Raw genomic sequence first — 18,871 nt, 5'->3', positions numbered from 1 at the left:
GCGCCGACCAAAACAGTCGTCGTGCGCTGCTCAGCATGTAGCACTGCACTATTTAAATATCACAAAGGCGGGAAAGGCAGTTTAGTTAAGTGCTTTAAAACACGTATAGCGAAGGACTACACGCTAACACCCTGTGTATGCCCCGAGTGCGGTTCTGAATTCGCTAGAGAGCAGATGATTCGGGGCGTACCAGCTTACAAAATCATTAGTGGCAAAGCGCGCATATAAAGCAGCTCAGCGGAAGACCCCCTTAGCCTGCCACTGTTCGTCACTAAATAGGTGATACTCTCCCCCTTCATCGCGATAAAGTTGATAGCACCGTTCGGTATGGGGGGGCTTCACGTCATACCAAAGGCAAAGCGCATCATCACGAAAGTTCCACGTCCCTTGGATATCACCCTTGCCCCAGTTTACCAATAGTGCGCCACCTTGATAAAAGTGACTCACGCCGCTAATCCGCTTCGTCCGCCACGTAAATGTTGGCTCTTTGGTCAGCACATCACTTAGTTCGGCCGCACTGACTGGCGCCATTAGATCTTGGTGATTCGGCGCAACTTGGCAACCTACCAATATTAAAAGGCTTAGATAAACCCCAAAACGTCCTTTGTTAGCTAACATGGTCTGTCCATTCCCTGTTACAAAAGCTTGAGTTGACACAATAGCAATAATCGCTAATTTAGAGCATCCCAAAAGCTAGCTAGGCGCAAGTTCTACAAACGTAGTGCTTTGCCGACAAAGGTGTATTAGTGGCAATGGAGCTGTAACTTACGCAGATAACCTTGAAGGGAAAAACCCAGCTGTGGTGTTAAAGCTTTAGCGGCCACCTGCAACCCTTTTTGGGTTTCAATCGTTTTAGATAGGCCAGCGAACACGACCCAGTTTCCGCTTTGCGTGATACAGCTGCGTACGTCTGGGCAACGATTCTGAAGATAGGATAATAGCGCTTCACTTTGATGCTCTCGCCAACAGTTCAGCACCAACCAACCTTGAGGCTTCAATTTATTGAGGCACCCTTCAATATAAGCGTGCGAAAGCTGGTCTTCGTTGACGCCAGACTCCTCGTAGATATCAGAGAAGATCACATCATAGCGTTGCGATAAGTCTGCCTCGACAAACGCCACCGCATCTTGCGTGTGTACAACCAGCCGCTTACCTCTTGGAAGTTGGAAATAGCGATAAGCCGCTTCCACTACAGCGGGACGAATCTCCACAGCCTCTTGCTTAGCAGCAGGTAATGCATGGTGCAAGCAGGTATTAAGAGCCCCGGCCCCCAAGCCTAAACTGAGTACCCGCTTAGGCTTAGACCACAACAGCACAAGTAGCATAATACGGGTGTACTCATGCTGCGGAACCATCGGCTCGCTTTTCAGAACACAGCTTTGCTCATCCACCGCGCCAAATGAGAGATAACGCTTTTGGCCGTCATCATGCACCCGGACCGCCCCAAAGTGATCATAACTTCGGTGAATCTCTTTGCCAGGAATCACGATTCGGTATCAGTACTTTGAGCAAAGATTCGATCAGTTTTGGCAGCGCAGATAAAGTCATTCTGATGTAAGCCGGTGATCTTATGCGTCCACCAGCAAACCTCAACTTTTCCCCACTCCAGTATCAACTTGGGATGGTGGTCTTCAGCTTCAGCAAGCGCGGCCACTTTATCGACAAAAGACCAAGCTGTCGCAAAGTCAGCAAAAGTGTAGACACGGCTGATCTTTGCTTCGGTGCTTTCATCAATGAGCGTCCATTGCGGGACCTGCTCTAGATAATGTAACAACGCATCACCCTCGACACGGGGTGCATCGGCGCGGCATGCTTCACATGTTTTATGTTCTAAGCTCATCTTTAGCCCCCTGCTCTGAGTTTCAAACCAATCTCACTACTATAGCCCATGCTTTTGCTTGCTATGAGCCCTTGTTCGTCAATCACATAATAGGTTGGAAACGCGCTGATGTTAAAGCGGCGCATAACATCATCATGTCCTAACAGAACGGGGGCAGTCACATCGAGATCTTCGATAAATTCGGCCACCTCATCAACACTCTGGTAGCTCAGGGCAACCGCTTTCACCTGATAGCCGCCATCAAGAGTATTGAGGTTACCCATGCTGACGCGACAGATCGAGCACCAAGGCGCAAAGAAATAGACTAATGTGCGCTCGCCGGTTTGATAGAGAGGCTCTGGAACATTTGTCGTTAAGTTGGGGAGCTGGAAATTGGGAGAAGCGCTTTCACTGGCTAATAAGTTTCGCTCTTGCCAAAACATAATACCAACCACAACCAAAGCGAGGAGGAGAAACTCTCCTCCCCAACGTATTATGCGTTTCAAGCGACCTTCTCCGTCTGTGTTAACCTCTGTTGTCGTTGCTCTCAGCCACTGTTTGGCTTTCAGCATCGCCCAGCACTTCGGCCAAACTACGACGAGAAAGTTCCCCTTTCAGTTCACCCTCTTCGTCAACAACCGGCAACGAGTACTGTGATTCGAGCGTTTCAGGGATAACAGACTCCAAAATAGCATCCGGAGCAACATGCGGAATAGCTTCGACAACCTCTTCGAATGGCGTTTCGCTATTTGCATCCTCCAGCGCTTGCTGGGTAACGACACCTTGATAGCCGTCGTCAGAAACATAGTAAGCATAATCGCCTCTAATACGCTTCATCTGCTCCAGTGCTTCTCCGATTGTATCAGCGGTAATTCGCCTCGCTGGCGGCTTCATCACCGTTTCAACCGTCAGTGCTCGGGCACGGTTAACATCTTTAACAAAGGCTTCGACATAGCCAGTCGCAGGGTTGAGTAGAATTTCGTCCGGTGTGCCTTGCTGCACCATCTCTCCGTCTTTCAAAATAGCGATACGATCACCAATCCGCAGCGCCTCATCCAAGTCATGCGTGATAAAGATAATCGTTTTGTGCAACTGCTCCTGAAGCTGAATCAATTGATCCTGCATCTCACTGCGGATCAGCGGATCAAGCGCGGAGAACGCCTCATCCATCAGGAGAATTTCAGCATCGGTGCAGAGTGCTCGCGCCAAGCCCACCCGCTGCTGCTGTCCGCCTGACAACTGCGCTGGGTACTGCTCTTCGTATCCAGCCAGACCAACCGTTTCAAGCCACTCACGCGCTTTTCCGTTGCGCTCGGCTTTATCAACACCTTGAATCGACAAACCATAGGCTACGTTATCAAGTACCGTGCGATGCGGCATAAGACCAAACCGCTGGAAAACCATCGACATTTTATGGCGCCTAAATTGCTCAAGCTCTTTAGCCGAGAGCTTCATCACATCCGTATTTTCAACTCGGATAACACCTTCTGTTGGCTCGATCAAACGATTAAAGTGGCGGATCATCGTCGACTTACCAGAGCCGGATAACCCCATGATGACGAAGATCTCGCCCTTATTGATGGTCAGGTTGATATTCTTCAAACCAAGGGTGTGGCCGGTTTCAGCCAGAATATCGTCCTTTGATTGACCTTTGTGCACCAACGGCATCACAGACGCAGGGTCTTTGCCAAATACTTTATAAAGGTTTTCAATTTGAATCAGAGGCTCAGCCATTCTGTACACCTTCCATATGACGCTGTGTACGCTTCGCATACGACTGTGAAACACGGTCAAACATAATCGCCAACGCGACAATCGCTAAACCATTGAGCAACCCGACAGTAAAATATTGGTTAGTGATGGATTTCAGTACCGGTTGGCCCAACCCCTTCACCCCAATCATTGACGCAATAACCACCATCGAAAGGGCCATCATAATCGTTTGGTTGATACCGGCCATTATCGTTGGTAGCGCCAACGGTAACTGTACTCCTAACAAACGTTGACGTGCATTAGCACCATACGCGGTAGCAGCCTCGAGGACTTCTCTATCGACCAATCGAATCCCTAGGTTAGTCAAACGAATCACTGGCGGTATCGCGTAAATTACAACGGCGATCACGCCGGGAATCTTGCCGATACCCAATAGCATCACCACAGGTATCAGATAAACAAAGGCCGGCATCGTCTGCATGACATCCAGCATGGGGGTGATAATATTCTGCGCCCGATCTGAGCGGGCCATCAAAATTCCAATAGGTATGCCCAACCCAATGGCCACCAGCGTACACACGGTGATGATACTCATCGTTCGCATGGTGTCATTCCACATACCGAAATAGCCGATCAACAAGAACGAAACCAAGACACCCGCGCACAGTTTCCAAGAGCGGCTCGCGGCGAAAACAAGGCCGACGATGATTGCAATCATCAACCACCAAGGCGTCGATAGCAGCAGTTTTTCAAACCAAACCAAGAAGGTCAGTAACGGATCAAAGAAAGACTCAATAACATCGCCATACTCGCGGGAGAAGTCACGATAGGCAGAGTCTAGAGATTTACGGATCGCCAATAAGTCAGAACGATCCATTTGAGGGAATTTTGTTAACCATGACGAGTCCGCCATAGGTGAGTACCTCTTTTAGAGCAGAAAGACGCGCAGGCCCCGCGAATGGGGACCTGCCAAGAGATTATAGATTTTCGAGCGCACTATTTACTTTGTTAGCCACATCTTGTGAAACCCATTTTTCCCAGGTATCACGGTAGTTCGTCAAGAAGTGCTCCATCGCGATGTCGCCATCGGCTTGGTTCTCTTCCATCCATGCAAGTAGCGTATTCATCTGCTCATTGGTGAAAGCACGCTTAGCGAGGTAGCTATACGCGGCAGGGCTTTTCGCTGCGAACGTTTCCGTCACTACGGTCTGTACAACTGATGGTGGATACATCGTGGTTTTAGGGTTTTGGCATGTCTCTTGAGTCGTACAGTTCACATACTCCTCTTCGTCGATACCTGAACCAAAGTCAACTTTCACCATTTTGTACTTACCTAGCACAGCCGTAGGTGCCCAGTAATAACCAAACCACGGCTCTTGGCGTTCATATGCTTTTGCAATTGAGCCAGCAAGGCCCGCACCAGAACCTGGATCAATCAGCTCAAAACCAGCATCGCCTAACTTGAGTGCGTTAAAGAGGTTGCCGCTTGATATCTGGCAGTTCCAGCCTGCAGGGCAACCGAAAAACGCCGATGTACTTGGATCTTCAGGGTTTTCAAATAGCTTGGCATGTTTCACCACACCGTCGATCTTTGCCATCTCTGGGTATTTTTCCACCATATATTGCGGAACCCAGAAACCTTCCTCACCGCCATCAGAAAGCGAGTGACCAGCATAACGCAAACGCTTGTCAGCAACGGCTTTATCAAGGATCTCTTTCACCGCATTACTCCACATCTCCGGAGCAATATCAGGCTCATTCTTTTCGATCATTGAGGTACTTGTTGGCATGGTATCGCCCGGTACAAGCTCAGCGCGGCAACCGAAGCCTTCCTCGAGGATAAAACGGTCAATATTGGCGATAAGACTTGCAGAACTCCAGTTCATATCGGCAATAGTGACTTTTCCACAGTCATTCGCTTGCGCGAAGCTTGATACCAATACCAGTGACGCTACAGCGAAACTACGCTTCATATAATTTACCTTCCTAGATTAATAGTTATTATCCCTTATACCTTACATCTCTAATCATTAGAACTCAAACTAATTTACCCTATTCAACGTGAGTATCATTTCGTAGAATATGAATCGTTCTACGTGATAATTAAACCAAGAGACCACTATGCAGCCTGCTCCTTACTGGCAAGATGTGCTCATTGCACTAAGGCGAATAATTCGTGCGACTGACCTACAATCCAAGCGTATCTCAAAGTCTTGTGGTCTAACGATTCCACAAGTGATGGTGCTACGAGCCATTGAGAATTTAGGAGATGTTACGGTACGTAAAATTTCTAGTGATGTTTCGTTAAGCCAAGCAACCGTTACCACCATCTTGAACCGTTTGGAGGATCGCCAGCTGGTTGAGCGGGTACGTAGCACACAAGACCGGCGTATCGTTAATGCCCGCCTGACAGAGGCTGGGCGTGAAATTCTCAACACCGCCCCCCCGTTATTGCACGAGCGCTTTATCGAACGCTTTGAGAGTTTGGATGATTGGGAGAAAACCCAGCTATTGTCATCAATGCAGCGCGTTGCCACGATGATGGATGCAGAGGAGTTGGATGCCGCGCCACTTTTGGATATCGCAAACCCAACTAAGGAACAAAGTAGCTAAGTATTAGTGCTGCGTTCAGCAACAGCAAACGCAACCACCCAGTCTTGCTCGTCTGTATAAGAGAGATGAATGTTTGAGATATGCGCGCGCTCCGCATAAGCCTGAGCACCATCGAACAGCTGTACGCATGGCCGCCCCAATGCATCATGCGATATTTCAATATGCTGCCAACCCACCCCATTACCAATCCCAGAACCGAGCGCTTTAACAATGGCTTCTTTGGCTGCAAACCGCTTTGCGAAAAAACGCACCGCATCGGCTTTGTGCAAAAACTGCTCGTACTCTGCTGGGCGCAAAATACGCTGCGATATTTTAGGCGTCCGTTCGAGTGCTGCAGCCGCGCGCGCGATCTGCAGCATATCCGTGCCAACGCCAACAATCATTGGCGAATGGCGTCCCGCTGGGCTTGCACACGAGTTTGAGTCTCTATAATCAGCTGACGCATCTCACTCACGGCCTCTTTAAGGCCCACAAATAGCGCCCGTGCGATAATCCCATGGCCGATATTCAGCTCGTTCACTTCAGGGATCTCAGCAATCGGCTCAACATTATGGTAGTGCAAGCCATGTCCCGCATTCACGACCAGTCCTTTTTCAAACGCATAACGAGCTGCATCTTGAATGCGCTCTAACTCAGCTTGCTGCTCATCGCTGGTTTCGGCTTCAGCATATGCGCCGGTATGCAGCTCAATCACTGGCGCGCCACAAGCGATAGTTGCATCGATTTGCGCACGGTCAGGGTCGATGAACAAAGAGACTTCAATACCTGCGTTTGCCAGCTGTGCCGTTGCCGCTTTTACCTTCTCCAACCGGCCCACAACATCAAGTCCACCTTCGGTCGTGAGTTCCTCGCGCTTTTCCGGTACCAAACAGCAGTGCGCCGGTTTCACATCACACGCAATACCCACCATCTCGTCAGTAACGGCCATCTCAAAGTTCATGCGTGTTTGCAAAGTCTGACTCAGTAGATAGATATCTCGATCCTGAATATGGCGGCGATCTTCACGCAGATGAACAGTAATACCATCAGCACCTGCTTCTTCCGCCATCGCTGCAGCCTGTACGGTGTCGGGATAACGTGTGCCACGCGCCTGACGAATGGTAGCGATATGATCAATATTGACGCCTAACAGTAATCGTTTCGGATCTATCACAGTACTTTCCTTTATGATCTTTTAAATAGAAGCCGGCTCTGCAAGGGGCGCTCGCCCAGTTGCTGGTCAAGTGCCAAGCGCATTAGCCGCTTAGCCGCTTGAAGCTGTGCTGCTGTATCATAGCAATCTTGCTCAATGGCCAGTAGGTCATCACCGTGAAAACAGCGTCCCCATAACGGTTTTGCTGGATTCACAACAACCCTGAATTGGTTCTCAGACGGCTCGAATAGATAGAGTTGAGATGATGTAACTGTACGTAAATCAAAGCCATACCCGATCTCTTTAAGCAGTTGATGCTCAAAAGTCCTCAGCGCACCTTCAATGTCTTCGGCGCCGCGCAGCGCATTCATCACGTACTGATAGTAAACATAGAGCTTAGGGTGTGGATCTAGAGGGGGCAATAAACGCTGGACCAGTTCATTAACATAAAGCCCGCACATTAACACAGGCCCTGACAGCAACCCGCAAACCCCCACTGGCTCTGCAGAACCCAGCGTTTTAAGCTCTTGCTTGCCACGCCAGTCCACTTGCAACGGCACAAAGGGCTGTAATACGCCCTTCAAGCGAGAACTCGGGCGGCGCATCCCTTTTGCAACAGCAGCCACACGACCATGCTCAAGCGTTAACAGCTCAACAATAGCACTGGTTTCAAGATAAGGACGGGTATGCAGAACAAATGCAGCTTGAGCCTGAACTCGGCTGCTGGTCGTCATTCGTGATTGTACCCAAGACTACGCAAAGCACGCTCATCATCCGCCCAACCGCGACGCACTTTTACCCAAAGATTCAACATCACTTTACAATCAAAGAGCTGTTCGATGTCTTTACGCGCATCACGGCCAATGGTCTTCATACGGTCACCCTTGTTACCGATAACGATCTTCTTCTGACCATCTCTCTCGACAAGGATAAGTGCGCTAATGGTCAACAGCCGACCATCGTGAGTAAATTCTTCAATCTCCACCGTAGCACCATAAGGTACTTCGTCTCCCACGTTACGCATCAGTTTTTCACGGACAATCTCTGCCACCATAAAGCGAGAGCTTTTGTCGGTTAGCTGATCCTCTGGAAAATGGTGAAAGCCGGTAGGAATATGCTTTTCAACCAAGCCCTGCAACTGCTCAATGTTTGTCCCTAACTTCGCAGAGATCGGAACAATATCCGTAAAGGCCATTTTCGAGGAGAGCACTTCAAGCTGCGGAAGTAGCGTCGACTTATCATCTAGCTGATCTACCTTGTTGACCACCAAAATCACTGGGCATGCGGCATGCTTAACTTTTTCAAGGACGATCTGATCCTCTTCTGTCCAAGCCGTGCGGTCGACTAGAAACAGCACCAAATCAACACCGCGCAGCGCCTCAGAGGCCGCCTTGTTCATGTAGCGGTTCAAGGCCTTATCTTTCTCTTTGTGCAAACCCGGCGTATCAACAAAGATAATCTGTGTATCGCCCTCAGTATGGATACCCATAATCTGATGACGGGTCGTTTGCGGCTTCCGTGAAGTAATGCTGAGCTTCTGTCCTAAGATGCGATTCATCAGCGTGGATTTACCCATGTTAGGGCGGCCAACGATCGCAACAAAGCCACATTTTTGGTCGCCTTCTTCTTTCGGCAGTAACCAACTTTGCATATCTTCGCTCATTTCGAGACCTCCATCAGCGCTAAAGCCGCCTTTGCAGCTTCCTGCTCTGCTTGACGACGGCTACTACCCACCCCTTTGGTGGGCTCAGCCAACGGCTCAATATGACATAGAATGTAAAAAGTTTGCGCATGCGCCTCACCTTCGACGTGGGTAAGCTCATATTGTGGCAACGCATGGCGGCGCGACTGCAAATACTCTTGTAAACGCGTTTTCGAGTCTTTAAGTGCTTCGTCAATATCAAGATTTTCTAGACGCTCAGCGAACCAACTCAGAATGAAGCCTCTTACCGTCTCCAAATCACTGTCTTGATAGATGGCACCAATCACAGCCTCTACGGCATCAGCCAGAATCGAGTCACGTCGAAAACCGCCGCTTTTGAGCTCACCTGGACCTAATTTTAGGTAATCTCCTAACTTCAGCTCCCGAGCGATTTCAGCCAGCGTTTCCCCCTTAACCATACGCGCACGCAGGCGGCTTAACTGCCCCTCTCGTGCTTCAGGGAAGCGTTCGTATAGGTCATCTGCGATCACCATATTCACAATGGAATCACCGAGGAACTCTAAGCGTTCGTTATTGCGTTTACCGCAGCTTCGGTGGGTTAACGCTAACTCACAATGAGAAATATCTTTAAATGCGTATCCAATACGCTTGGCTAAGTCAGGAGCAGGTTTTATCAAGGTAATACAGCTTCGTAGGATTCTGAAAAGCTAACGACTGCATCAACGTTATGAAACATTGGCAGACGCACTTCATAGTTAACATTAATGGTGATGTCACCACGCTTTTTGGTGATTTCCAATGACTCACGCGGCAACATATCGATCTGATTAATCAGGAAACGTTTTGCGATGGTAGAGCGGATCTCACGTGGCGACTGACTGATTTGATCGGGCTCTTGAATGATACCCTGCAAGATAGAGTCAATCGTGCGATGATCAAGATAAGGTTGATGCAGTTTAAACGCAATCGCGAACAGCGTTCCTGCCATCAAGAGTACAATTAACATGCTTAATAGCGACGCACCAACTTCTCTGTTCTTCACAACGCTCTACTCCATTTATTGAATCTTTTTCGCCACCGTCAGATCAGGAATACTCAGTAGTTCCGGCCAATGCATCCATATAGCGAACGCTTTACCGACCAGTAACTCATCAGGTACGTAGCCCCAATAGCGGCTATCGTTACTGTTATCGCGGTTATCACCCACAACAAAGTACTTTCCTTCTGGGACTGTCCACTGACCTACACGGTTAGGGGCCTGTACATCATTATAGATTTCATGTTGTACTTCGCCCAAACTTTCATTGAATAGCAACTGCTGCGGATTACGTGGCGGCAGCTTCGCCAGCAGCTCTTTAGACTGCGCTTCGCCATTCACATAGAGTGTTTTGTTCTGGTAACGAATCACATCGCCCGGTAGACCAACAACGCGCTTAATAAAGTTGATCGATGGATTTTGCGGGAACTTGAATACAACAACATCCCCGCGCTCTGGTTCATTCATCTCAACAAATTTGCTGTTCAGCACCGGCACCCGCAAGCCATAATGAAACTTATTAACCAAGATAAAATCGCCGATCTTCAGCGTTGGTAGCATCGAGCCAGAAGGGATCTGAAACGGCTCGATCAAGAAAGAGCGCACCACTAGCACCACTGCCAAAACAGGGAACATAGAACGGGAAAAGTCAGCCCACCATGGCATTTGCGCTACAGCTTCTTTTGCATCGGTCGGCAGTTCACCGCCAGCGGCGGCCTCTGCTGCACTGACACGTGCGTTACGCGCTTTTTCGAATAGTACTTTATCGACTAACCACGCAATACCGGTAATAAATGTGCCGGCAACAAGCACCAATGCAAAATCGAAGTTCATCGTTCTTCCTTAACTATCTACTTTGAGTACGGCAAGGAACGCATCTTGTGGGATCTCAACGCTACCCACTTGCTTCATACGCTTCTTACCCTCTTTTTGCTTCTGCAGCAGTTTCTTCTTACGGCTAACATCACCGCCGTAACATTTTGCTGTCACGTTTTTACGCAGTGCTTTCACCGTTGTTCGCGCAATAACTTTACCGCCTAGCGCCGCCTGAATGGCAACATCGAACATCTGACGCGGAATAAGCTCTTTCATCTTTTCACACAACAAGCGGCCACGATATTGCGCATTATCACGGTGCAAAATCACCGCCAGAGCATCAACGCGATCACTGTTGATCAAAATATCCATGCGTACTAGCGATGCCGGGTCGAAACGGATGAAGTTATACTCCAATGACGCATAGCCTCGGCTAACCGACTTCAAACGATCAAAGAAGTCGAGCACAACTTCAGCCATAGGTAGCTCATAGGTGACTTGAACCTGCTGCCCAACAAACTGCATATTTTTCTGGATGCCACGCTTCTCAACACACAAGCCAATGACTTGGCCAAGATAGTCGTTAGGGACCAGAATATTGGCCTGAACAATTGGCTCGCGCATCTCTTTAATGCGTGCTGGATCAGGCAGTTTTGATGGACTATCGATATAAACGACGTCACCGTTGTTTAACTCAATCTCGTAAATAACGGTTGGTGCTGTTGTAATCAGATCCAGATCATACTCACGCTCTAAACGTTCTTGAATGATCTCCATATGTAACATGCCAAGGAAACCACAGCGGAAGCCAAAGCCAAGCGCATCAGAGGTTTCTGGCTCGAAGAACAGTGAAGCATCATTCAACGTCAGCTTATCTAGCGCTTCACGGAAGTCTTCATAGTCATCTGAGCTGGTTGGGAAAAGTCCCGCATATACTTGCGGCTGAACCTTCTGGAAACCAGGTAAGCTCTCGACCTCTGGCGTTTTGGCGTGCGTAAGCGTATCGCCGACAGGTGCTCCGTGGATATCTTTGATACCGGCCACAACGAAGCCCACTTCACCCGCTTGCAAAATACCGGTTTCGGTACGCTTAGGTGTGAAAATACCCGCTGAGTCAACTAAATGAGTCTGCCCCGTCGACTTCACCAAAATCTTATCTTTTTTGCGTAGCGTGCCCTCTTTCACCCGCACCAGCGAGACGACACCTAGGTAGTTATCGAACCAAGAATCGATGATCAAAGCTTGCAACGGTGCATCGACATCCCCCTCAGGCGCCGGGATCGTGTTAACTAAGGACTCCAATACGTCTTCGATACCTAAGCCGCTCTTAGCAGAACACGCGACAGCCTCCGTTGCATCAATACCGATCACCTCTTCGATCTCCACTCTAACTCGATCCGGTTCAGCTTGCGGTAGATCCATTTTGTTCAAGACCGGCAGCACCTCAAGGCCTTGCTCAATGGCGGTATAACAGTTTGCTACGGACTGAGCTTCAACACCCTGTGCTGCATCGACAACCAGCAAGGCACCCTCACAAGCAGAGAGTGAACGCGACACTTCATAGGAGAAGTCAACGTGCCCCGGTGTATCGATAAAGTTCAGCTGATACGTTTCACCATCTTTGGCTTTGTAGTTGAGCGTCACGCTCTGCGCTTTAATAGTGATGCCGCGCTCTCGTTCCAGTTCCATTGAGTCCAGTACTTGCGCAGCCATTTCGCGATCAGATAGGCCTCCGCAAGTTTGAATAAAGCGATCGGCCAACGTCGACTTACCATGGTCAATGTGGGCAATGATGGAAAAGTTACGAATATGCTTAAGGTTACTCACAGCGATTAAAATCTCGACGTTGGAACTGGGAAAATGCAACACGCAAGGACGCGCAATTCTAGCCTATTTGGGGGGTAACGGCTATCTAACCATAAAGAAAAACACCCCTGAGCGGGGTGTTAGTAAATTCGTTTAGTTCTTGCTACTCAATCGCAGCGGGATAAACAGCGGACTACCTCTGCGCACGATCCGCATCGGAACAGATCGGTTCGCCGGCAAGTCTCTCACCAAACTGGCAAACTGATGTGCCGACTCGACACGCTCGCCGTTAAGCATCGTGATCACATCACCTGACACTAACCCCGCTGCAGAACCTGCACCCGACATAACGCGCTGAATCACAACGCCATCACGGACATTCCATTTGTCCTTCTGCTCATCGGTCAAATCCGCCACAACGATATTCAAACGATTACCCGACGGCGCAACAGACCCGCTGGACTCCGCCCTTGCCTGCTCATTCGTACCAGGAAGTAGCCCCAACTCGACTTTCAAGCGACGAGTTTCTCCAGAGCGAACCAACTCTACATTCACTTTCGAGCCTGGGGATAAGCGCCCTACCTGATGCGGCAGATCAGAAGACAATACAATCGGTTTGCCATTGAAGCGTTGGATAATATCGCCTTCTCTAAAACCTGCTGCTTCTGCGGGGCTATTCGGTAGCACCTTCGCTACGAGCGCACCCGCAGGCTTATCCAGCCCGAATGACTCAGCCAAGTCCTTATTCACTTCTTGAATAACGACACCCAGCCAACCGCGGCTCACATACCCATCAGACTTTAGCTGCTCGGCAACACCCATAGCCACGTCAATAGGGATCGCAAAGGATAACCCCATAAAGCCGCCTGAGCGCGTATAGATTTGCGAGTTTATACCCACAACCTCACCATCCAAATTAAACAACGGGCCGCCGGAGTTACCAGGGTTGATAGCCACATCTGTCTGGATAAAAGGTACATAATTTTCGTTCGCTAACGCACGCCCAGTCGCACTCACGATGCCGGAAGTCACCGTGTGATCAAAACCAAACGGTGAACCAATCGCCAGTACCCACTCGCCTTGCTCTAATTCGCTAGAGTCACCAATATCAACTGCCGGTAAATTGTTGGCATCAATTTTAAGCAGCGCAACATCAGAGCGCTCATCAGACCCAACCACTTCAGCTTCTAATTCGCGGCGATCGTTTAGACGGACAATCACCTGCTCAGCCCCTTTAATGACATGGTGATTCGTCAAGATATAGCCATCAGAACTGATGACGAAGCCAGACCCCAACGACTGTGGCGTTTTGCGCTGCCCACCACCGTCACCAAACTGCTCGGGAATACGGAAAAAGTGGCGGAAGATTTCTGGAATTTCTTCGCCATCGGGCGTGCGAAACTCAAGCCCTCCGCGGCTGGGCGCGCTTTGCACGGTACTGATATTAACAACGGATGGCGCAGTATCTTTCACCAACCCAGTAAAATCTGGCAAATCAGCCTGAACGCTTGGGGCTAACATTAACGTGACGGAGACACATAAAGTGGAAATTAAACGTTTCATCGCTCTCAATCCCTACAACTTGTAGCTACTTTGCTTGATAAACTCTAAGAAGTACCGGCTGGTACTGATGAGCTGAGGTACTTTCGCGTTGGTTCAACACGCGGTTAATGACAAAACCAACTAAAAGACCAGCCATAGACAAACCTATTAAGCCAGCCTCGTCTAACCCCACGGTAAAACCTGTGAGGGCAAATGCCATCATAAGAACGAGGGGCATCAAATAAACCAAGGCGGAAGCTAAAACGAACCGGCCCTCTTCGATACCAACAACGACTTTATCGCCAATCCGAACAGCTTTTTGGTCTGGGTTGATCACTGGCACATCTACCCACTTAGAACTCGCCCACTCGGCGATCGACTTTTGCCCACAAGAAGCACTCGCATGGCACTGAGCACAGGCAGAAGTCCGAGCAGACCTCACTACAACCTGCTCTCCTTCAATGCCTACGACTTCAGCTGTCTCTTCGATCATCTTAGTGGACAGACTTAACAGATGATGCAATTCGATCAGCGATCATGAGTGGAACATCGCCGACAACAGTCACGAAACAGTCAGATTTGCGTTTACCCACAGCCACATAGCTTTGCGCTTGTGTCACACCCTCTGGTGCAGCTTGGCGTCCTAGTGGCTCAACGCTAACGGAGATCGTATTTTTACCGTTGCTATACAGCATCACTTCAGAGTAAGGCAGTACTTCGTGCTTCACACGAGTAAAACCTTCCGGCATCCACAAGGTTTCCCACTCTGGCTGATCCGCTTTCTCGAGCAAATGCTGATGTTGGTCGATGTAACGACTCAAGCCTTGGGACAAGCGCAGAACTTCGGGCTCAGACCCAACGCTGATATTCTTTTGGTTTAAACCCGAATAGGTCGCGCCATACTGTGTACGCACCACATCACTAGAGCCTTGAACGCTTGGAATCGTGTAGGCCTGCTGAAATTGCGAGCTGGCAGAGCCATCATTCGCATTGTAAGCTTGCCCGCCTAAGATAACGACGGCGGTAACCGATGCAGCCATAGCCATACTCGCAAACGGCTTCCACCATGTTTTAGCTGTTGATTCATTCGCCTCACTAATCAGCTCGTCTACCTGTTCCTCATGATATGCTGGCTCAGCATCAATAGCGGCAGAGATATTCGCAACAAAGCTGGCGCGATCAGCAATTGGCGCTACATCTGCTCCCTGAAGAGCCTGCTGAGCTAAATGGTAGCGTTGCCATTTGTCGGCCAGCTGTTGCTCGTTTGCACAACGCTCAACAACGCGGCGTGCTTCAAAAGGCGTAGCTTCTCCATCCATCGTCGCAGATAGCGACTCAAAAGACTCCTCGTGCATTACCTTACCCTCAGTTACACATCAGTTTTACGGACAGCATCAGTTGATTAACGGTGCTATCTCTTTATCAATTGCTTCCCTAGCACGGAAAATTCGCGATCTAACTGTACCAACAGGACAATCCATCACCGTCGCGATATCTTCATAGCTCATTCCTTCGAACTCACGCAATGTCAAAGCAGCTCGCAAATCTTCTGGAAGCTGATCCAACGCGCGCTTAACCGTATTATTTAACTCGTCACGAAATAGACTATTCTCAGGGTTCTCGAGTTCCCTTAATTCGTTATTATCGCCATCAAAATATTCCGCATCACTGGCATCTACATCCACATCAGGAGGCCTACGGCTGCGGGAGACTAGGTGATTTTTCGCGGTGTTAATCGCGATTCGATAAAGCCATGTATAAAAAGCACTGTCTCCGCGAAACCTAGGAAGCGCACGATACGCTTTGATAAAAGCCTCTTGAGCAATATCCATAGCTTCATGTTGGTCATATACATACCGGCTTACCAACCCGATGATCTTATGTTGATATTTGCCCACTAACAGATCGAAAGCACGCTTGTCTCCGGCCTGTACTCGCTTAACCAACTGCTGGTCTATCTCTGCTTGATTCTCGTTGGACACCACCAATCCTTAAAAATACCAAAACCTTTTTATATGACATTGAGCAGCGTTTATGAAGCGTTCGCGCCAGACGAGCCTCCAATTTCGCTTTTGCCCGTCTATTTATGTGGTTTTTCAGATGGCGAATTTCAACTTTAGTTCCTTAATTTAAAGAGAAATTTCTGCCCCAGCGGGTTGTTAATGGGCATAATATGGTCAGGGTAAATAGTAATGGAGTGAATATGACGCACGAATATGACGTTTTGATCATTGGCAGTGGCGCAGCAGGATTAACAACTGCGCTCAAGCTAGCGGACAAAGCACGCGTTGCAGTGTTGAGTAAAGGCTACTTAACGAGCGGGTCAACTTGGCTGGCTCAAGGAGGGGTAGCTGCCGTTCTGACACCGGAAGACACCTTCAATAACCACGTGAATGATACGCTGGTTGCAGGCGGACGCTTGAGCAACCCCGACGCGGTGGCCTTTACCGTAGAGCATGGGCCCGACGCGATCAATTGGCTTATTGAGCAAGGCGTTCCGTTTACGAAAGAACAAGAGCTCTACCACTTGACCAAAGAGGGAGGCCACTCCCACCGCAGAATTATTCACGCAGCCGATGCCACCGGAAAAGCAATTCAAGAAACGCTTGTGGATAAGGCACAACATCACCCAAACATCACCTTATTTGAGCACTACACCGCGATCGACCTAATCACTCGGCGTAAGCTAAAACTTGCAAATAACCGATGCGTCGGCGCCTATGTATTAAACACCCTGACCGGGCACGTTGAGACCTTTCAAGCACCGAACGTTGTGTTAGCAACAGGAGGCGCATCAAAGGCATATCTTTACACTAGCAACTCAGATGGAGCCAGTGGCGATGGGATCGCGATGGCTTGGCGTGCGGGCTGCCGTGTTGCAAATATGGAGTTTAATCAGTTTCATCCGACCTGCCTTTACCACCCAGATGCAGGCTCGTTTCTAATCACGGAAGCGGTACGTGGCGAGGGAGGAAAACTACTTCTGCCCAACGGCGAGCGATTTATGCAGAACTTCGATGATCGCGCAGAGTTAGCCCCTCGTGATATCGTCGCTCGAGCTATTGATCATGAAATGAAACGCTTAGGATGCGACTGCGTTTACCTAGATATCTCGCATAAGCCAAAGTCCTTTCTAGTCGAACACTTCCCAACTATCTATGAAAAGTGTCTTGCGCTAGGGATCGATATCACCAAAGAACCAATACCGGTTGTGCCCGCAGCCCACTATACATGTGGAGGGGTTGTAAGTAATAGCGCAGGACAAACGGATCTTAAAGGCCTTTATGCAATAGGAGAAACTGCGTTTACCGGCCTGCATGGCGCAAACCGCCTCGCTTCGAACTCTCTGCTCGAATGCGTTGTTTATGCCACTGCCGCAGCGGATGCTATTCATCAAGAGCTAGGTGCCCTAGAGGCCTCTTTGACGATCCCAACTTGGGATGAGTCGCAAGTAACCGACTCGGATGAAGATGTTATCATCTCACACAATTGGGATGAGCTAAGACGCTTCATGTGGGACTATGTCGGCATCGTCAGAAGCAAGAAGCGCCTTCAACGAGCCCAGCATCGCGTTGATCTGCTGCAATCAGAGATTACCGAGTACTATTCAAACTATAAGGTTAGCAAAGACCTTCTCGAGCTAAGAAACCTTGCACTAGTATCCGAGCTAATTATTCGGTCTGCCGCACTGCGCAAAGAGAGCAGAGGCTTACATTACACGATTGATCACCCTAACCTTGCGGCTGAGGCAAGAGATACAATTCTGGTACCGATCAACTTTGATTGGACATAGCAGGTTTCGAGCCTAGAGATAAAGAGCCGATTCGTGCGGCTATTCGAATACGTCGATAAAGGTGGCTGGATGTTGAGTCGAAATAGATAGGTAGCTCACATCGCCTTCCTTCCGCAGTTTTCAAGTAAAACGTGACACTCCATGGACGAAGCGCTACTGCGTAGATCTGTTTGATATCTTGAGAGCCCCCTTCAACACTGTGAAGAGCTAGCTTGTGACGATCTAAGTGCCAAATAAAGCGCACATAACGTTGTCGTTCTACACAAGCGTAACTAAAAGCCCAGAGAAGTAGTGCGAGCCGCAATTTAATTGACGAATCAAAAGAGCTAAACAATACAAGCAAGGATACCACTATAAGTATCCCTGCTTGCGCATTGGCAAGAAAGCTGGAGGGCTTTAAATTCGCATCAATGGGGTTGAACACGATCAAGTATAATACGAACGATACGTTTATGGTCTGGATTCTCAGGCACTTCCCTCTCCATAAGCCATACGAAAAGGTCTTGATCTTCGCACGCCAACAGGTCAACAAAACGCTTTTGGTCATCGATATTTAAGTCTCGAAAAGCTTCGTTTACAAAAGGTACAAAAAGCACATCAAGCTCCAGCATTCCGCGGCGGCTTTGCCAAGCAAGTTTTCTAATATCTTCTTCTGTATACATTTTTGTGTCCTTAAATGATGTGCGACTATTAAACAATAATTTGATTAGCTCTGAAAGTACGAGTGAACTCAACTTACGGTTCAGATAGCAGCTATCATCTTTTATTTTTCACTGCACACAGTAAAAAGCCCTGACCGTAACCGATCAGGGCTTCCTAATTAAAAGCTTGGCGATGTCCTACTCTCACATGGGGAAACCCCACACTACCATCGGCGCTAAATCGTTTCACTTCTGAGTTCGGGATGGGATCAGGTGGGTCCAACTCGCTATGGTCGC

Annotated in this window: 22 protein-coding genes and 1 rRNA gene; 2 read left to right on the top strand and 21 right to left on the bottom strand. The window is 48.9% G+C overall.

All coding sequences use genetic code 11. The annotated features are described in order from the left end of the window. Positions 1–234 precede the first annotated feature (234 nt). The 7 genes from E4L36_RS03760 to E4L36_RS03730 all read right to left on the bottom strand — a co-directional run bounded on the left by E4L36_RS03760 (position 235) and on the right by E4L36_RS03730 (position 5,505). On the bottom strand, positions 235–618 hold the full coding sequence (locus tag E4L36_RS03760) for a hypothetical protein (RefSeq protein ID WP_136679295.1): 384 nt from the start codon (positions 616–618) through the stop codon (positions 235–237). Positions 619–743: 125 nt separating this feature from the next. Continuing rightward, complete coding sequence (locus tag E4L36_RS03755) at positions 744–1,433, bottom strand: fused MFS/spermidine synthase (RefSeq protein WP_206064502.1); 690 nt, start codon at positions 1,431–1,433, stop codon at positions 744–746. A 50-nt stretch (positions 1,434–1,483) separates the two neighbouring features. Then, the gene (locus E4L36_RS03750; RefSeq protein WP_136679294.1) at positions 1,484–1,840 is read right to left on the bottom strand and encodes a 4a-hydroxytetrahydrobiopterin dehydratase; all 357 of its coding nucleotides are present in this window, start codon (positions 1,838–1,840) and stop codon (positions 1,484–1,486) included. 2 nt (positions 1,841–1,842) lie between these two features. After that, positions 1,843–2,325 (bottom strand): redoxin domain-containing protein, encoded by a 483-nt coding sequence (locus E4L36_RS03745; protein ID WP_169051459.1) that lies wholly within the window; start codon positions 2,323–2,325, stop codon positions 1,843–1,845. 19 nt (positions 2,326–2,344) lie between these two features. Beyond that, positions 2,345–3,553, bottom strand: a complete 1,209-nt coding sequence (locus tag E4L36_RS03740) for a glycine betaine/L-proline ABC transporter ATP-binding protein (protein ID WP_136679292.1) — start codon at positions 3,551–3,553, stop codon at positions 2,345–2,347. Next, positions 3,546–4,445 carry a proline/glycine betaine ABC transporter permease gene (locus tag E4L36_RS03735; RefSeq protein ID WP_136679291.1) on the bottom strand — a complete coding sequence of 300 codons (900 nt, stop codon included), beginning with the start codon at positions 4,443–4,445 and terminating at the stop codon, positions 3,546–3,548. The genes E4L36_RS03740 and E4L36_RS03735 overlap by 8 nt, the downstream gene beginning before the upstream one ends. A gap of 64 nt (positions 4,446–4,509) precedes the next feature. After that, on the bottom strand, positions 4,510–5,505 hold the full coding sequence (locus tag E4L36_RS03730) for an ABC transporter substrate-binding protein (protein ID WP_136679290.1): 996 nt from the start codon (positions 5,503–5,505) through the stop codon (positions 4,510–4,512). A 148-nt stretch (positions 5,506–5,653) separates the two neighbouring features. Here E4L36_RS03730 and E4L36_RS03725 point away from each other — a divergent pair, with 148 nt between their 5' ends. Next, a complete protein-coding gene (locus E4L36_RS03725; RefSeq protein WP_136679289.1) occupies positions 5,654–6,145 on the top strand; it encodes a MarR family transcriptional regulator in 492 nt (163 codons plus the stop codon). Here E4L36_RS03725 and acpS read toward each other — a convergent pair. The 12 genes from acpS to rpoE all read right to left on the bottom strand — a co-directional run bounded on the left by acpS (position 6,142) and on the right by rpoE (position 16,122). Further along, positions 6,142–6,528 carry a holo-ACP synthase gene (gene acpS / locus E4L36_RS03720; RefSeq protein WP_136679288.1) on the bottom strand — a complete coding sequence of 129 codons (387 nt, stop codon included), beginning with the start codon at positions 6,526–6,528 and terminating at the stop codon, positions 6,142–6,144. The genes E4L36_RS03725 and acpS overlap by 4 nt on opposite strands. Beyond that, a complete protein-coding gene (pdxJ, locus tag E4L36_RS03715) occupies positions 6,525–7,295 on the bottom strand; it encodes a pyridoxine 5'-phosphate synthase (protein ID WP_206064521.1) in 771 nt (256 codons plus the stop codon). Before pdxJ ends, acpS begins: the two co-directional genes overlap by 4 nt. A gap of 14 nt (positions 7,296–7,309) precedes the next feature. Beyond that, positions 7,310–8,011, bottom strand: a complete 702-nt coding sequence (gene recO, locus E4L36_RS03710; protein WP_136679286.1) for a DNA repair protein RecO — start codon at positions 8,009–8,011, stop codon at positions 7,310–7,312. Then, entirely contained in the window at positions 8,008–8,940 is a 933-nt protein-coding gene (gene era / locus E4L36_RS03705; RefSeq protein WP_136679285.1) for a GTPase Era, read from the bottom strand. The genes recO and era overlap by 4 nt, the downstream gene beginning before the upstream one ends. Then, on the bottom strand, positions 8,937–9,617 hold the full coding sequence (gene rnc, locus E4L36_RS03700; RefSeq protein WP_136679284.1) for a ribonuclease III: 681 nt from the start codon (positions 9,615–9,617) through the stop codon (positions 8,937–8,939). Before rnc ends, era begins: the two co-directional genes overlap by 4 nt. Beyond that, positions 9,614–9,982, bottom strand: a complete 369-nt coding sequence (locus E4L36_RS03695) for a DUF4845 domain-containing protein (RefSeq protein ID WP_240656972.1) — start codon at positions 9,980–9,982, stop codon at positions 9,614–9,616. Before E4L36_RS03695 ends, rnc begins: the two co-directional genes overlap by 4 nt. 15 nt (positions 9,983–9,997) lie before the next feature. Continuing rightward, a complete protein-coding gene (gene lepB, locus E4L36_RS03690) occupies positions 9,998–10,810 on the bottom strand; it encodes a signal peptidase I (RefSeq protein WP_136679283.1) in 813 nt (270 codons plus the stop codon). 9 nt (positions 10,811–10,819) lie between these two features. Continuing rightward, positions 10,820–12,619 carry a translation elongation factor 4 gene (lepA, locus tag E4L36_RS03685; RefSeq protein WP_136679282.1) on the bottom strand — a complete coding sequence of 600 codons (1,800 nt, stop codon included), beginning with the start codon at positions 12,617–12,619 and terminating at the stop codon, positions 10,820–10,822. Positions 12,620–12,751: 132 nt separating this feature from the next. Next, positions 12,752–14,161 (bottom strand): DegQ family serine endoprotease, encoded by a 1,410-nt coding sequence (locus E4L36_RS03680; protein WP_136679281.1) that lies wholly within the window; start codon positions 14,159–14,161, stop codon positions 12,752–12,754. A 25-nt stretch (positions 14,162–14,186) separates the two neighbouring features. After that, the gene (locus E4L36_RS03675) at positions 14,187–14,633 is read right to left on the bottom strand and encodes a SoxR reducing system RseC family protein (RefSeq protein WP_136679280.1); all 447 of its coding nucleotides are present in this window, start codon (positions 14,631–14,633) and stop codon (positions 14,187–14,189) included. 1 nt (position 14,634) lies between these two features. Then, entirely contained in the window at positions 14,635–15,495 is an 861-nt protein-coding gene (locus E4L36_RS03670; RefSeq protein ID WP_136679279.1) for a MucB/RseB C-terminal domain-containing protein, read from the bottom strand. 39 nt (positions 15,496–15,534) lie between these two features. Beyond that, on the bottom strand, positions 15,535–16,122 hold the full coding sequence (gene rpoE / locus E4L36_RS03665) for an RNA polymerase sigma factor RpoE (RefSeq protein WP_136679278.1): 588 nt from the start codon (positions 16,120–16,122) through the stop codon (positions 15,535–15,537). Between the two features lie 221 nt (positions 16,123–16,343). On the opposite strand from rpoE, the gene nadB reads away from it, so the two are divergent. Continuing rightward, positions 16,344–17,933, top strand: coding sequence for an L-aspartate oxidase (gene nadB / locus E4L36_RS03660; protein WP_127694356.1), 1,590 nt, complete (start codon positions 16,344–16,346; stop codon positions 17,931–17,933). 407 nt (positions 17,934–18,340) lie between these two features. Here the strand turns inward: nadB and E4L36_RS03655 are convergent, their stop codons facing one another. Next, positions 18,341–18,595: a succinate dehydrogenase assembly factor 2 gene (locus E4L36_RS03655; protein ID WP_136679277.1), complete on the bottom strand. Its 255-nt coding sequence runs from the start codon at positions 18,593–18,595 to the stop codon at positions 18,341–18,343. 164 nt (positions 18,596–18,759) lie between these two features. Continuing rightward, positions 18,760–18,871: ribosomal RNA gene (rrf, locus tag E4L36_RS03650) — 5S ribosomal RNA — on the bottom strand; the annotation flags it as partial.

Source organism: Neptunomonas sp. XY-337, assembly GCF_004959845.1.
In the GTDB taxonomy this organism is placed as follows: Bacteria; Pseudomonadota; Gammaproteobacteria; order Pseudomonadales; family Balneatricaceae; genus Neptunomonas; species Neptunomonas marina.
This window is presented reverse-complemented; position numbering and strand designations above follow the sequence as displayed.